This is a genomic window from Acinetobacter lwoffii, assembly GCF_024129355.1.
GTDB lineage: Bacteria > Pseudomonadota > Gammaproteobacteria > Pseudomonadales > Moraxellaceae > Acinetobacter > Acinetobacter lwoffii_I.
This window is the reverse complement of record NZ_JAMXXP010000022.1, coordinates 38364-51155: the sequence shown is the minus strand read 5'-3', so window position 1 is coordinate 51155 and position 12792 is coordinate 38364. Positions and strand designations below refer to the sequence as shown.

At 45.1% G+C, this 12792-nt stretch carries 11 protein-coding genes, 1 rRNA gene and 1 pseudogene; 4 read left to right on the top strand and 9 right to left on the bottom strand.

Annotated features, from left to right (window positions below; genetic code table 11):
• The 3 genes and pseudogenes from rrf to NI468_RS11055 form a co-directional block, all read left to right on the top strand.
• Positions 1–83, top strand: a 5S ribosomal RNA gene (gene rrf / locus NI468_RS11065); the annotation flags it as partial.
• 190 nt (positions 84–273) lie between these two features.
• Positions 274–1446 (top strand): annotated as a pseudogene (locus NI468_RS11060) (PQQ-dependent sugar dehydrogenase).
• A gap of 460 nt (positions 1447–1906) precedes the next feature.
• Positions 1907–2302, top strand: a complete 396-nt coding sequence (locus tag NI468_RS11055) for a tautomerase family protein (protein WP_039902475.1) — start codon at positions 1907–1909, stop codon at positions 2300–2302.
• A 268-nt stretch (positions 2303–2570) separates the two neighbouring features.
• Here NI468_RS11055 and NI468_RS11050 read toward each other — a convergent pair whose 3' ends face one another.
• The 5 genes from NI468_RS11050 to ribF all read right to left on the bottom strand — a co-directional run bounded on the left by NI468_RS11050 (position 2571) and on the right by ribF (position 8163).
• Positions 2571–3113, bottom strand: coding sequence for an NADPH-dependent FMN reductase (locus NI468_RS11050; protein ID WP_253101874.1), 543 nt, complete (start codon positions 3111–3113; stop codon positions 2571–2573).
• Positions 3114–3243: 130 nt separating this feature from the next.
• Positions 3244–3726, bottom strand: a complete 483-nt coding sequence (locus NI468_RS11045) for an FKBP-type peptidyl-prolyl cis-trans isomerase (protein ID WP_004281217.1) — start codon at positions 3724–3726, stop codon at positions 3244–3246.
• On the bottom strand, positions 3719–4258 hold the full coding sequence (gene lspA / locus NI468_RS11040; RefSeq protein ID WP_005105275.1) for a signal peptidase II: 540 nt from the start codon (positions 4256–4258) through the stop codon (positions 3719–3721). The genes NI468_RS11045 and lspA overlap by 8 nt, the downstream gene beginning before the upstream one ends.
• Complete coding sequence (gene ileS, locus NI468_RS11035) at positions 4251–7097, bottom strand: isoleucine--tRNA ligase (RefSeq protein WP_253101871.1); 2847 nt, start codon at positions 7095–7097, stop codon at positions 4251–4253. Before ileS ends, lspA begins: the two co-directional genes overlap by 8 nt.
• A gap of 64 nt (positions 7098–7161) precedes the next feature.
• Positions 7162–8163: a bifunctional riboflavin kinase/FAD synthetase gene (gene ribF, locus NI468_RS11030; protein ID WP_253101868.1), complete on the bottom strand. Its 1002-nt coding sequence runs from the start codon at positions 8161–8163 to the stop codon at positions 7162–7164.
• A gap of 231 nt (positions 8164–8394) precedes the next feature.
• Between ribF and NI468_RS11025 the strand changes: the two genes are divergently transcribed.
• Complete coding sequence (locus NI468_RS11025; protein WP_253101865.1) at positions 8395–8958, top strand: 5'-methylthioadenosine/S-adenosylhomocysteine nucleosidase family protein; 564 nt, start codon at positions 8395–8397, stop codon at positions 8956–8958.
• A 66-nt stretch (positions 8959–9024) separates the two neighbouring features.
• Here the strand turns inward: NI468_RS11025 and NI468_RS11020 are convergent, their stop codons facing one another.
• From NI468_RS11020 to ssuD, 4 genes are all read right to left on the bottom strand, one after another.
• Complete coding sequence (locus NI468_RS11020; RefSeq protein ID WP_004281222.1) at positions 9025–9645, bottom strand: TetR family transcriptional regulator C-terminal domain-containing protein; 621 nt, start codon at positions 9643–9645, stop codon at positions 9025–9027.
• Between the two features lie 323 nt (positions 9646–9968).
• Positions 9969–10775 (bottom strand): ABC transporter ATP-binding protein, encoded by an 807-nt coding sequence (locus NI468_RS11015; RefSeq protein WP_253101862.1) that lies wholly within the window; start codon positions 10773–10775, stop codon positions 9969–9971.
• A gap of 21 nt (positions 10776–10796) precedes the next feature.
• Complete coding sequence (ssuC, locus tag NI468_RS11010; RefSeq protein ID WP_253101858.1) at positions 10797–11612, bottom strand: aliphatic sulfonate ABC transporter permease SsuC; 816 nt, start codon at positions 11610–11612, stop codon at positions 10797–10799.
• A complete protein-coding gene (ssuD, locus tag NI468_RS11005) occupies positions 11612–12787 on the bottom strand; it encodes an FMNH2-dependent alkanesulfonate monooxygenase (RefSeq protein ID WP_253101855.1) in 1176 nt (391 codons plus the stop codon). Before ssuD ends, ssuC begins: the two co-directional genes overlap by 1 nt.
• Positions 12788–12792 lie beyond the last annotated feature (5 nt).

Below are 12792 nucleotides of genomic sequence, written 5' to 3'. Positions count from 1 at the left end.
TCCCTTCCCGAACTCAGAAGTGAAACCTCTTAGCGCTGATGGTAGTGTGGGGTTACCCATGTGAGAGTAAGTCATCGCCAGCTCATTATTCGAAATCCCCCTCCGCCAAGGCAGAGGGGGATTTTTTTATGTGTAAAAAATATAAATAAAACTTCAAAATTAAATCGTTTTATAGCTTTTAAAATGTATCTATTTACCTTTCTCTGCTGAATTTACATCAGGAATTCTGTATCTTGATTTTAATTTGAACAATAAATCAGTATGGAGAAGATAATGTTGTCGCAATTTAAAATAAAAATTCTACTCAGTTGTTGTGCTTTAGCGTTTACTGCCTGTCATGCAGAGAATTCTTCTTCTAGAAGTACTCAAGAGACCTCTACATCAGCTGCCAAATCGGATGCAGTCTCTTCAAACTTGCAAAAATATAAGACCGAACAGGTTGCTCAATTTAATGAACCATGGGCGATTACTACTTTAAATGATGGCCGGCTATTGGTTACTGAGCGTAAAGGAAAATTGCAGCTCTTTGATCCAAACACCAAGAAAAAAATTGAAGTTAAAGGCATACCTCAAGTCGCATATGGAGGCCAGGGTGGTTTAGGTGAAGTGGCCTTACATCCAGATTTTGCAAAGAATCGGTGGGTATATCTGAGTTATGCCGAACAAGGCCAGGGTGGATATGGTGCAGTGGTAATCCGTGGCAAACTGGATTTAAATCAAGCCACCCCTCAACTGACACAAATTAAACGGATCTGGACGCAAGTGCCGAAATTTTCTGGCCAGGGACATTATGCCCATCGGATTGTATTTGGGTCGGATGGTAAGTTATGGATCAGTTCAGGAGAACGTCAGCAATTCAACCCTGCACAGGACATGCAATCTAATGCCGGTAAGATTATTCGCCTGAATGATGATGGCTCAATCCCTGCCGATAATCCGTTTATGACTCAGGGTAAAATTGCTCAGCAGGTCTGGAGTCTTGGACACCGTAATCCTCTAGGCATGGGTTTTGATCCGAAAGGGCAGCTTTGGGTGATCGAAATGGGACCGAAAGGCGGCGATGAACTGAACAAGATTGTCAAAGCTAAAAATTATGGTTATCCGTTAGTGTCTAATGGCAATCATTATGATGGCAAGCCCATTCCTGATCACAGTACCCGACCTGAATTTGAAGCCCCGGCACTGGATTGGACTCCGGTAATTTCTCCTTCAGATTTAATATTTTATACGGCTAATGTCTTCCCGCAATGGAAAAATAAGGCGATTGCGACCGGTCTGTCTTCCAAGGCGATTGTGATTGTGGATACGAACCAGACCCCAGTGAAAGAAGTTCAGCGTCTGGATATGAAAGAGCGGATTCGCGGGGTTGCTCAGGCATAGGATGGTTCACTGTGGGTGATTCAAGATGGTCCGCAAGCAGCTCTGTTAAAGATGACAGCACCTTAATCCTCTGCTTTTAGGATGCTTATCTAAATATGAAATATTGAATAAGCTGACCATCTGAATAAAAATTTTTTTAAGCTGATGCTGGCATGAAAGAAAAAGGCCTCTACATCCTGTGAAGGCCTTTTCATATTCTGTTAAAGGTATAATGTCTGTTATACCGATCAGCATCCTGCTACGTGAATTTTTTTATTTTTCTTACAAGACTTCCTGTCTTGGTATGATCTGAATATAGCCTGAAGCGATACAACGCAATAGGGCAGTTTAACTGCATGGATTGTAGGTCAAAGCCGACAGCCGAATTTTAAAAGATAATTTTAAAAATACTGTTTCAAAATGACCATCTGACCAAATCATAAACTGCGGTGATGATTTTGCTGTATGTTAGCGAGAGAAAACTCTTTTGATATGCATCAACTGATATAAATAAAAACGTCCATAAAATAATAAAAAGGAAACTCCTATGCCTACGATTCAAATTGAAGTTCGGCAACAATATCCTCAAGCAGTTGAGGAACAATTGCTTAACAGCGTATTTCATTGTGTGAAAACTGCCTTTCAGCTACCTGAATATGATCGTAATATTCGTCTGGTCGTGCATGAAGCGCATCGTTTTCATTATATGAGCCATTTAGCTCAGCCTGAATATTTTACCTTGATCAGTATTGACTGTTTTGCTGGCCGCAGTCTGGAGACCAAGCGCAATTTGTATCAGCAGATGGTCAAAAGTCTCGGAGAAATCGGCATTCCTGCAGATCATATTCTGATTCATCTGAGAGAAAGTGCACTAGAAAATTGGGAGATCCGGGGAGGGCAGGCCGCCTGTGATGTTGATCTCGGCTTTAAGGTTGATGTTTGATGCATTCCGATCACTACTCTAGTTAAACCTAAAGTTTAAACAGAAAAGCCTCAACATCCTGTCGAGACTTTTCTGGATTTGCTTCTCAGATCTGACTCCTGTCTAATCTGTCAACGTCCTGTTGATTGGCGCTTTTTATTGTTGTCGTATCGCTTTGCAGACTTCCTGTCTGTCTATGTACTCACTATAGCCTCGCATAAAACAACCGCATAGCGGCTAAACTCTGCGCTGCATGTAGGCTAAAACGTACAGGGCTGTCGTCCAGTCATTAAGCACTGACATATTGAATCAGTCTATCCACCACAGCTTTTAAGTTTTTATTATCAAATTCATTGCCTTGGAAAGAATAATCTTTATTGCGCGCAAAGATGTCCCGGATTTCAATCACGGCATTGGTATCCACCAGTCCAAGTTGAGTGCCGACTTGACGAACCTGGTCAATCGAACGTGATCCGTTAGTCGCACCATAACCAATATAAGCTGCTGGTTTGCCTTGCCATTCCTTGCCGAGATAATCCAGAGCATTTTTCAGGGCAGGGCTATAGCCATGATTGTATTCAGGCGTGACAAAAATAAAGGCATCGCCAAGCGCAATCTTGTCGGCCCAGTCTTGCTGTTTGGGCTGATCATAAATCCCGGTCAATGGGGGATGAGCACCAGAAAACAGCGGAAGATCCCATTCTTTTAGATCGACAATTTCAGTTTCCAAAGTGCTAAAGGCATAACTTTTAATTTCCTGCAGTACCCAGTGCGCCACTTTAATCGCAGTACGTCCCTCACGAACACTCCCAACCACAATATAAATTTTCATGTTTCATCCTTTCTTCGGGTCTGATCATCAAATTAATCAGATTTCAGGAAGGTGACTAGAGATGATTTGTATCCGGAAAATAAAAAGCTCCCGAAGGAGCTTTTTTAAAATCAGTTAATTAGCTGAGGTTTTACATCAGTTTAATGCCTTGCTGACCCGCAGGTGTCACTTTAAAGATTTCCACTTCAAAGGTGATGTTTTTGCCTGCCAATGGATGGTTAAAGTCCACTTCAGTGATGTCATCATTCACCGATCTCACCACGCCATACAGGGTGGCTTTGGCTTTGTCTTCAAACTCGATCATGTGACCTTCGATCGGACGTTCTCCGAACTTCACCGTATCAAATTTCTGGATGTTTTCTGGATTCCATGGACCAAAAGCATCTTCTGGCGGCAGGCTCACCGTACGACGGTCACCGGCACGTAAACCAAACAATGCTTTTTCAAAACCAGGCAGTAAATTACCATCGCCAATCACCAGGCTGACCGGTTCTTCACGGCTACGGGTATTGTCAATTTCCACGCCATTTTCGATTGCGACAGAAAAGTGCAGCTCGACTTTAGAACCGTCTGCAACCCGGGTTTCTTCGTTAGGATGAATAAAATCAGTCATGTTGTGCTTGCGCCCGTTGAATTCGATGTTTTTCTAAGAAAAAGGTATCAATCAGCATCAGAATAGTGCCTACAGTAATAGCACTATCTGCGATATTGAACGCAGGGAAGTGGCTGTTCTGGTAATACACATGAATAAAATCGACTACATAGCCGAGGCTGACCCGGTCGATTAAATTACCGATGGCACCACCCAGAATCAGGGCAATCGCCAATGGTAAAATTTTCATGTCTTTTGGCATGCGCATCAGCCAAAACACAAAGATTACAGACACTAAACCTGCCAGTGAAGTAAAGAAATAGCGTTGCCAACCACCGGCATCGGACAGGAAACTAAAGGCAGCGCCATAGTTATGTAGCAGTGTCCAATTTAAAAAGGGCAGCACAGGAACAGGATCTGCATAGTTCAGATTTGTCACTGCAATCCATTTGGTCCATTGATCCAGAATGATCGCCAGAATGGCCAGTCCAACCCACCATAAATTATGTGGATAGAACTGGAATAAGCCCTTTTTGCTGTGGGTATTAGGCATATTTTCTCTCTTCGCCTTGGCCTGTAGGAAGGTTGATGATACAACGACCGCATAGACCAGGATGTGCAGAATGTGTATTTACATCTGGTAATACATGCCAGCAACGTACGCATTTTTCGCCATCCGCTGCTGAAACTTTCACATTCAAGCCTTCAAGATCAGACGCTTCACCTTGTGCTGCATCAAACTCATTGACGATCACTTGTGATGTGATCAGTACGAAACGAAGCTCATCACTTAACTTATCTAGCACTGCTTTTAATTCGGCATTTGCCCAAAGTTCAACTTTGGCAGACAAGTTAGAACCGACAGTTTTCGCGGTACGTGCAGTTTCAATGAATTTGTTTACTGCAGATTTCACGGCAATGAGCGTTTGCCATTCAGCTTCAGATACTACATTTGCAGTTGAAGCCACAGGAATATCATACCATTCAGCCGTGAACACGTATTTCTCTGATTGCTCAGGAATTAACGGCCAAGCTTCTTGTGCAGTGAAGCTCAGGATTGGTGACATCCAACGCACGAATGCTTGTACCAAGTGATACAACGCAGTTTGTGCAGAATGACGTGCTTGCGAATCCGCTTTCGTGGTGTATTGACGGTCTTTGATGATGTCTAAGTAGAAACCACCCAAGTCATTGATACAGAAATTAGTCAGAGCAGTCGTTACGATATGGAAGTTCATATCTTCGTATGCTTTCTTAATGGTTTCTTGCACTTCAGATGCACGTTGCAGAATGTATTGATCCAGCGCGATCAATTGATCTACAGGAAGCGCATCTGTTGATGGTTTGAAGCCATTCAGGTTAGCAAGCAAGAAACGAAGCGTGTTACGGATACGACGATAACCGTCAGAGGCACGGCTAAAGATTTCTTTACCAGCGGTCATTTCATAACGGTAATCCGCAGAGGCGATCCAGAAACGTAAACCATCCGCACCCATATCTTTAATGATGTCTTGCGGCGTGATCACGTTACCGATCGACTTGGACATCTTGCGGCCTTTTTCATCCACGACGAAACCGTGAGTCAATAGACCTTTATATGGCGCACGTTCGTTAATCGCAATCGAGGTCAATAACGACGACTGGAACCAGCCACGGTGCTGGTCTGAACCTTCAAGGTACAAATCAGCAGGATCAGTCAGTTCTTCACGTTCACGCAGTACCGCATAGTGCGTTGTACCAGAGTCAAACCAGACATCTAATGTGTCACGAACTGCGTTGTATTGTTCAGCATCCGCACCGATAAACTCAGAGGCATCACGGTTATACCAGCCATCAATGCCTTCTTGCTCGATCAGCTTAGCCACTTCTTCAATCAGTTCAGGCGTACGTGGGTGCAATTCATTGGTGTCTTTGTGTACGAAGAACGGAATTGGCACACCCCAAGTACGTTGACGTGAAATACACCAGTCCGGACGACCTTCAATCATCGCCTGGATACGGTTTTTACCCCAGTCCGGTACAAAGCTGATATCGTTTTCAATCGCATTCAGTGCATTTTGACGCAGACCTTTGGCATCCATGCTGATGAACCATTGTGGGGTCGCACGGAAGATAATCGGGGTTTTATGGCGCCAGCAATGCGGGTAGCTATGCTTGATCACCACGTGTGCCCAAAGCTTGGTCGCTTCAGTCAATGCTGCAATGATTTTTGGATTGGCTTTGTAGATATGCTCGCCCGGGAAGATAGGCGACGTTGGTAAATACACACCATTACCACCGACTGGGTTTTCAACTTTGAGGTTGTACTGTAAACCAACTTTATAGTCGTCCACACCGTGACCCGGTGCAGTATGTACAGCACCTGTACCGCTCGCATCGGTGACGTGTTCACCCAAGATCACTGGCACTTGGCGGTCGCTAATTAAAGGATGTTGAAGAACTAAATTCTCAAGTTTTGCACCTGTGAATTCAGCAAGCACTTCAAACGCAGTAAAGCCATAACGCTGAGTCGCAGACTCAACCAATGATTTCGCCAAAATGAAGTTTTGTGCAGCTTTATCTTCGTCTGTTGCTTTCACCAGTTGGTATTCAAGTTCAGCGTGTAATGCAACCGCTTGGTTGGCAGGCATGGTCCAAGGCGTTGTTGTCCAAATCACGATATCCGTACGATCAGCGATTTCTACGCCGACACGTGCAGATAAATCAGCAAGGTCTACAACCGTGAAACCGACGTCAATTGCGTCAGATTTTTTATCTTCGTATTCAACTTCAGCTTCAGCGAGTGATGAACCACAGTCTAAACACCAGTTGACTGGTTTCAGACCTGGCTCGATATGACCTGCTTTCGCGATTGCACCCAATGAACGTACGATGTCAGCTTCCTGTTTGAAGTTCATCGTTAAGTAAGGATTGTCCCAATCCCCGAATACGCCCATACGTACGAAGTCTTTCTTTTGAAGCTCAACTTGGGTGTAGGCATATTCACGGCAGGCTTTACGGAAGGTAGATGCATCCACTTTTACGCCGACTTTACCGACTTTTTCTTCGACTTTGAGTTCGATTGGCAAACCGTGACAGTCCCAGCCCGGTACATACGGTGCATCAAAGCCATCCATGACACGGCTTTTGATAATGATGTCTTTGAGTACTTTGTTGACCGCATGACCCAAATGAATTTGACCATTGGCATAAGGAGGGCCGTCATGAAGCACGTATTTTTTCTTGCCAATACGCGATTCACGAATCTGCTGATAAATGTTGTCGGCATACCACTCTTCTAACCATTTCGCTTCACGTACTGCCAAATTTGCTTTCATTGCAAAGTCAGTACCTGGGAGGTTTAGCGTGGCTTTATAGTCCACTGCATTTTCAGGAGTTTGCTTATCGCTCATGCAAGTCGTCTTCCAATCTAATCAGTTATGTCACTGACACGTTTTACAATAAAAATATGGGATATTAAAAGGGAAATGTGGGGTGATTTCGACGAAACTCAAGCAGTTTCTCGACATCATCATCAATTCCGGCTTTTAGCGCTTCAAGCGAAGGATAGTCCTTTTCGCCATGTAAATAGTTTAAGAACGTCACCCGCATCAACAGGCCATACAGATTAGCAGAAACATCTGGAAAATGTACTTCTAATCGCCACTCTGGGTGTGCTTGTTTGATGGCTGGACGTGTGCCGACATGACCTGCCCCAAACAGGGCAGTCGGGTCATAACCCGCAATACCGGTTTGCGTTGCAGAGTCGGCTTTTACTTTGTCTTTTAAGGATTGGGTTTCGCAAATGACTTCAACCCCATAAATTCCCTTGAGGCAGGGCTTATGACGGTTAAGGCGTACATTAATGGTCGGGAAATCAATAGTTCGACCAATCTGATCACCATATTGCACTCGTCCGGTAATGCTATAAGGACGACCCAGCAATTGCGCGGCCAAAGCTAAATCACCGGCTTGCAAGGTCTGGCGAATCCGGGTGGAACTGACGCGTTCACCATCCAGAGCAATAGTATTTAAATTGGTCACTTCAAAGCCGTAATTGCGCAGGAATTCGCTGTTGCCCTGACGGTTTTTACCAAAGTGAAAATCATCGCCTAAGACCAGATGTTGTGCATTGAGTTTTTCTTTTAAAATGTCGGCAAAGGCTTCTGCAGTCAGGCTGCGAAAAGTATGGTCAAATTTCGCCACCGCGATATAGTCCACACCCAATTCAGTTAGATATTCAACTTTTTCACGCAACGATGAAATACGGGGTGGGGCATCATAACCTTGAAAGTATTCAAGTGGTTGCGGTTCGAAAATCATCACCACAGATTTTAAACCCTGTGCTTCAGCCACCTGTTGCAGCTGACGGATCATCGCCTGATGACCTAAATGCACGCCGTCAAAATTACCGATGGTCACGGCAGTTTTGGGTAATTCAGAATGAGAGGCTAAAGCATTTAGACGGAGCAGCTGCATGGGCAAATCAAGTGCTTAGAAATATCGAGAGGCTATATATTGCCATAATCTCGCGCTTTCGTCTTGCTGTTGTGTTTTTATGCAATATTTTTCTTGAAAATTCATCTTCCTTAGAATTGAGCAGTTTTGTTTTTGTACACATTGATCATGTCTGATCAGAGCACTAGTGCTTTTCATTCAGCCGGTTTTGTTTTCTAATATCAGGGTTTTTCTTGATATCAGGTGTTTCGAATGTCCGATCTGGCACTCATCATGGCTCTACCCAATGAATCCAAAGGCTTGTTTGAAGCAGAAGGCATTCAGGTGCATTACAGCGGGATTGGTAAAGTCAACGCGGCCTTTAAAGCTTTTGAGGTGATTCAGAACACCGATTGCAGTACCTTACTGAATTTGGGAAGCGCGGGGAGTTCGCATTTCAATGCACATGAACTGGTCGAAGTCACGCAATTTGTACAGCGTGATATGGATGTTTCACCCCTCGGCTTTGAGATTGGCATAACCCCGATGGATCAGCATTTCCCTGGTGCGATTGAGCTGGATTCCTTCTTTGACCATTTGCCGAAAGGGATTTGTGGGACAGGCGACAGCTTTGAAACCGGTATTTCAAAAGTGGCGTGTAATCTGGTCGATATGGAAGGCTATGCCTTGGCCAAAGTCTGTAAAAAGCTGGGCGTTCGGCTGATTTCAGTGAAATACATTAGTGATGGAGCCAATGAGACTGCACATCTGGATTGGGAAGAAAATCTGTTATTGGGTGCGAAAAAATTATTAGATTTATATCAAATGGTAAAATAAACAGGAAGGTCAAGTTTGCTCGGCGACCATAGCAGCTATGGTCGTGTGCCAATCAGAAGCGCTTGCTTATTTATCCGTACGTGGAATCACGCCGTATAACATCATGTGTACCGTATGCTGGATAATGCGTTGCTGCATGCTGCGGTTACGCAAAGTTTTACCCGTGACCATTTCCATTTGAGTGGCAAAGTCTGCATAGTTCTGGGTAATCGCCCAAATATTCAGAATCAGTAACTCAGGATCAATATCTGCAGAAATCTTGCCTTGCTCCTGCCAGTTGGAAATCACTTTGGCTTTACGCTTGACCAGTTTTTTTAGCGGACCTTTTAAAATTTCCAGAATATGCGGTGCACCTTGAATCACCTCCAAAGCAAATAAACGGGATGCTTTAGGCTGGGTACGCGACACTTCAATTTTTTGCATCAAATAATTGGTGATCGCTTCTTCAGGTTCAAGTTCAGCTTCCAGGGTTTGTAAAGGCGCCAGCCATTTTTGTAAAACGGTGGTTAATACCTCGACATACAGGGCTTCTTTATTTTCATAATAATAGAAAATATTCGACTTATGCATTTCTGCAATTTGTGCGATTTCATCCAGGCTTGCCCCATTAAAACCATATAGGGAAAATACGTCTAGTGCAGCATTTAGCAGCTGATTGCGTTTTTGAGTACTCTTTTTTTGTTCCATTAGCAAATATAAAAAACAATGAAAAAGGGAATCCTCAATTGTACGGCAAATCATCAGATTTGTGCACACAGTCACAGGCTAATTTTTTGAATAATGATGATTTATTCTCTAGATCAATATTTAAAACAGGCTAAATGCATCTACACCGGGAGAAAAATTCAAGTTTCTGAAAATACTTCATTTATTCATCTTTTTTCTTCATCAATGGAAGAGAGGAATAATGCTGAAATGAATCTGATAAAAATGTCCTTTTATTGAGACAAAAGCATTTTTTATAAGAATAAGACCCAAAACCATGCGCGATTTTGGGTTTGATTCGATGTTCAGGTCGCTAAAACTGCCTGCAAGACCTGCTGTTCCAGTTCTGCAAATGTCACACTTTTTTGCCGGGGACGAGGTAAGTCGACCCGAAATTCTTTGGCAATATGGCCTTTGTCCAGCAAGATAATCCGGTCTGCCAGTTGTACGGCTTCACTGACATCATGTGTGACCAGAATGGCGGTAAAGCCTTGCTCGGTCCAGAGACGCTCAATCAGGTTTTGCATTTCCAGACGTGTCAGGGCATCCAGGGCGCCGAGCGGTTCATCCAGCAGCAGAATACGTGGCTGACGCGATAATGCCCGCGCCAAGGCGGTACGTTGCCGTTGTCCTCCGGAAAGTTGTGAAGGCCACAGTCCGGCTTTTTCTTTGAGCCCGACCTTTTCCAGCATTTGAGAGGCTTTGGCATGCTGCTCCTTCGGTAAACCGAGTTGAACATTCTGTTCGATGCTGCGCCAGGGCAGCAGGCGAGGGTCCTGAAACATCACCCGGATATCATCGATAGTAATGCCTTCGCGAATATGCCGGGCTGACTTAAACTTGATTTCGCCGTAGCTTTGCTGTTCCAGGTCGGCAATCAGGCGCAATAAGGTACTTTTACCACAACCGCTGCGACCGACAATTGCCAGAAATTCACCAGGTTGGATATGCAGGTCCAGATCTTCCAGAACTTTGACCGAACCGTAAAACTTATGCAGCTGTTCAATGATAATTTCGGCACCGATCACTGCAGCAGGATTGATATCTGCCGCAGGTTGGTCCAGTGGCACAATCGGGTCATTGGCATGACGCCCTAAACTGAGATCAGTCATCACATGCTCCTCATTTATTCTTTATTTTTGATAGCCGGCATGCCAGCGCAGCAGGAATCGCTCTAAGGCCACGGCCAGAACATCGGCCAGTTTGCCGAGCAGGGCATACAATAAAATACCTACCAGAACCACGTCAGTTTGCAAAAATTCACGTGCATTCATGGTCATATAACCAATACCAGACTGGGCGGAAATGGTTTCGGCCACGATTAACAATACCCAGACCAGACCTAGAGAAAAACGCAGTCCGACCAGAATTGACGGCATCGCACCCGGCAGAATAATTTCTTTATACAGTTGCCAGCGAGTTAAGCCATAGCTTTTGCCCATCTCGATCAATTGCGGATCGACGGAACGAATCCCATGATAGGTATTGATATAAATCGGGAAAAATACCCCAATCGCCACCAGAAACAATTTGGCAGATTCATCAATCCCGAACCATAAGATGACGAGGGGAATGAGTGCCAGTGCAGGAATATTGCGGATCATCTGCAAGGTGGTGTCGAGCAGGGTAGAGGCAGTTTTGGATGAACCATTTAACAGACCCAGCAATAGGCCCAAACCACCACCTACCAATAATCCGCTGATGGCACGTCCTGCACTGACTTGCACATGCGTCCACAGTTCACCGCTGAGCAATAAATTCCAGAAGGCTAAAACCACGGCACTCGGTGCAGGCAGAATCCGGCTTTCCAGCAGGCCTGTGCTAGAGGCAATTTGCCAAACTGAAATCAAGAAAATTGGAACCAGCCAGGGCAGCAGATGCTGCCCCAGAATTGTTCCACGTGAAACCTGCTTTGGGGTCAGGGTTTCAACGGAAACGACTTTTGACATTAAGCAGACTCCTTAATTTTCTCAGCCTGCTTGTTCTCGTCCGGTGTGTAGTTGTTCGCCACGATTTCACCAAATGGACCGGTCAAGTTTGGTTGAGTGAGTTTTTGCTGGGTTTCCAGTGGAAGTAAAGGGAATACCAGTTCTGCAAAACGGATGGATTCTTCCAGATGTGGATAGCCTGAGAAAATAAAGGTGCTGATCCCCAGATCGGCATATTCCTGGATACGTGCAGCGACAGTTTCCGGATCGCCGACCAGTGCCGTACCTGCACCACCACGAACCAGACCCACACCTGCCCAGAGGTTTGGAGAAACTTCGAGTTTGCTGCGATCGCCATTGTGCAGTTCTGCCATACGGCGCTGACCGACCGAGTCCATGGATTTGAACTTGGCTTGGGCTGCAGCGATAGTGGCATCATCCACATATTGAATCAGTTCTTCAGCCGCCGCCCAGGCCTGCTCATTGGTTTCGCGTACGATCACGTGTAAACGGATCCCGTAATTCAGTTCACGACCTTTAGCTGCAGCCTTGGCTTTTACCACTGCAATTTTTTCTTTGACTGCGGCCGGTGGCTCGCCCCAGGTCAGGTAAGTGTCGACCTGATCCGTGGCCAGTTCAATGGCATCATCCGATGAACCGCCAAACCATAAAGGCGGATGTGGCTGCTGGATTGGTGGATACAGTAATTTTGCCTCGTCGACACTTAAGCGTTCGCCATGGAAGCTAAAGCTTTCACCGGTATGTGAGCGTTTTAAAATTTCACGCCAGATGGTGGTGTATTCGGTCGCCGTTTTATAGCGGGTTGTGTGATCTTCATAGACGCCGTCACCTTTTAGTTCCTGTTCATCACCGCCAGTCACCAGATTCAGCAGCACCCGGCCATTGGACAAGCGGTCAAAGGTCGCGGCCATACGTGCAGCCAGTGCCGGAGTGGTCACGCCTGGACGCAGCGCCACCAGGAATTTTAATTTTTTGGTCGCATCAATCAGGCTGGCTGCGGTTAACCATGGATCTTCACAAGAACGGCCAGTCGGAATTAGCACCCCTTCATAACCTAAGTTATCTACCACAACGGCAATCTGCTTCATGTAGGTATGATCTACAACACGTGCGCCCTTGCTGGTGCCTAAGTAACGACTGTCGCCATGAGTGGGGATAAACCAGAAAATTTTCATGTGAT

Excerpts from the sequence above, each read along its gene's own strand:
- NI468_RS11055 (WP_039902475.1), top strand. The coding sequence starts at position 1,907 with ATGCCTACGATTCAAATTGAAGTTCGGCAACAATATCCTCAAGCAGTT.
- NI468_RS11050 (WP_253101874.1), bottom strand. The coding sequence starts at position 3,113 with ATGAAAATTTATATTGTGGTTGGGAGTGTTCGTGAGGGACGTACTGCG.
- NI468_RS11045 (WP_004281217.1), bottom strand. The coding sequence starts at position 3,726 with ATGACTGATTTTATTCATCCTAACGAAGAAACCCGGGTTGCAGACGGT.
- lspA (WP_005105275.1), bottom strand. The coding sequence starts at position 4,258 with ATGCCTAATACCCACAGCAAAAAGGGCTTATTCCAGTTCTATCCACAT.
- ileS (WP_253101871.1), bottom strand. The coding sequence starts at position 7,097 with ATGAGCGATAAGCAAACTCCTGAAAATGCAGTGGACTATAAAGCCACG.
- ribF (WP_253101868.1), bottom strand. The coding sequence starts at position 8,163 with ATGCAGCTGCTCCGTCTAAATGCTTTAGCCTCTCATTCTGAATTACCC.
- NI468_RS11025 (WP_253101865.1), top strand. The coding sequence starts at position 8,395 with ATGTCCGATCTGGCACTCATCATGGCTCTACCCAATGAATCCAAAGGC.
- NI468_RS11020 (WP_004281222.1), bottom strand. The coding sequence starts at position 9,645 with ATGGAACAAAAAAAGAGTACTCAAAAACGCAATCAGCTGCTAAATGCT.
- NI468_RS11015 (WP_253101862.1), bottom strand. The coding sequence starts at position 10,775 with ATGACTGATCTCAGTTTAGGGCGTCATGCCAATGACCCGATTGTGCCA.
- ssuC (WP_253101858.1), bottom strand. The coding sequence starts at position 11,612 with ATGTCAAAAGTCGTTTCCGTTGAAACCCTGACCCCAAAGCAGGTTTCA.
- ssuD (WP_253101855.1), bottom strand. The coding sequence starts at position 12,787 with ATGAAAATTTTCTGGTTTATCCCCACTCATGGCGACAGTCGTTACTTA.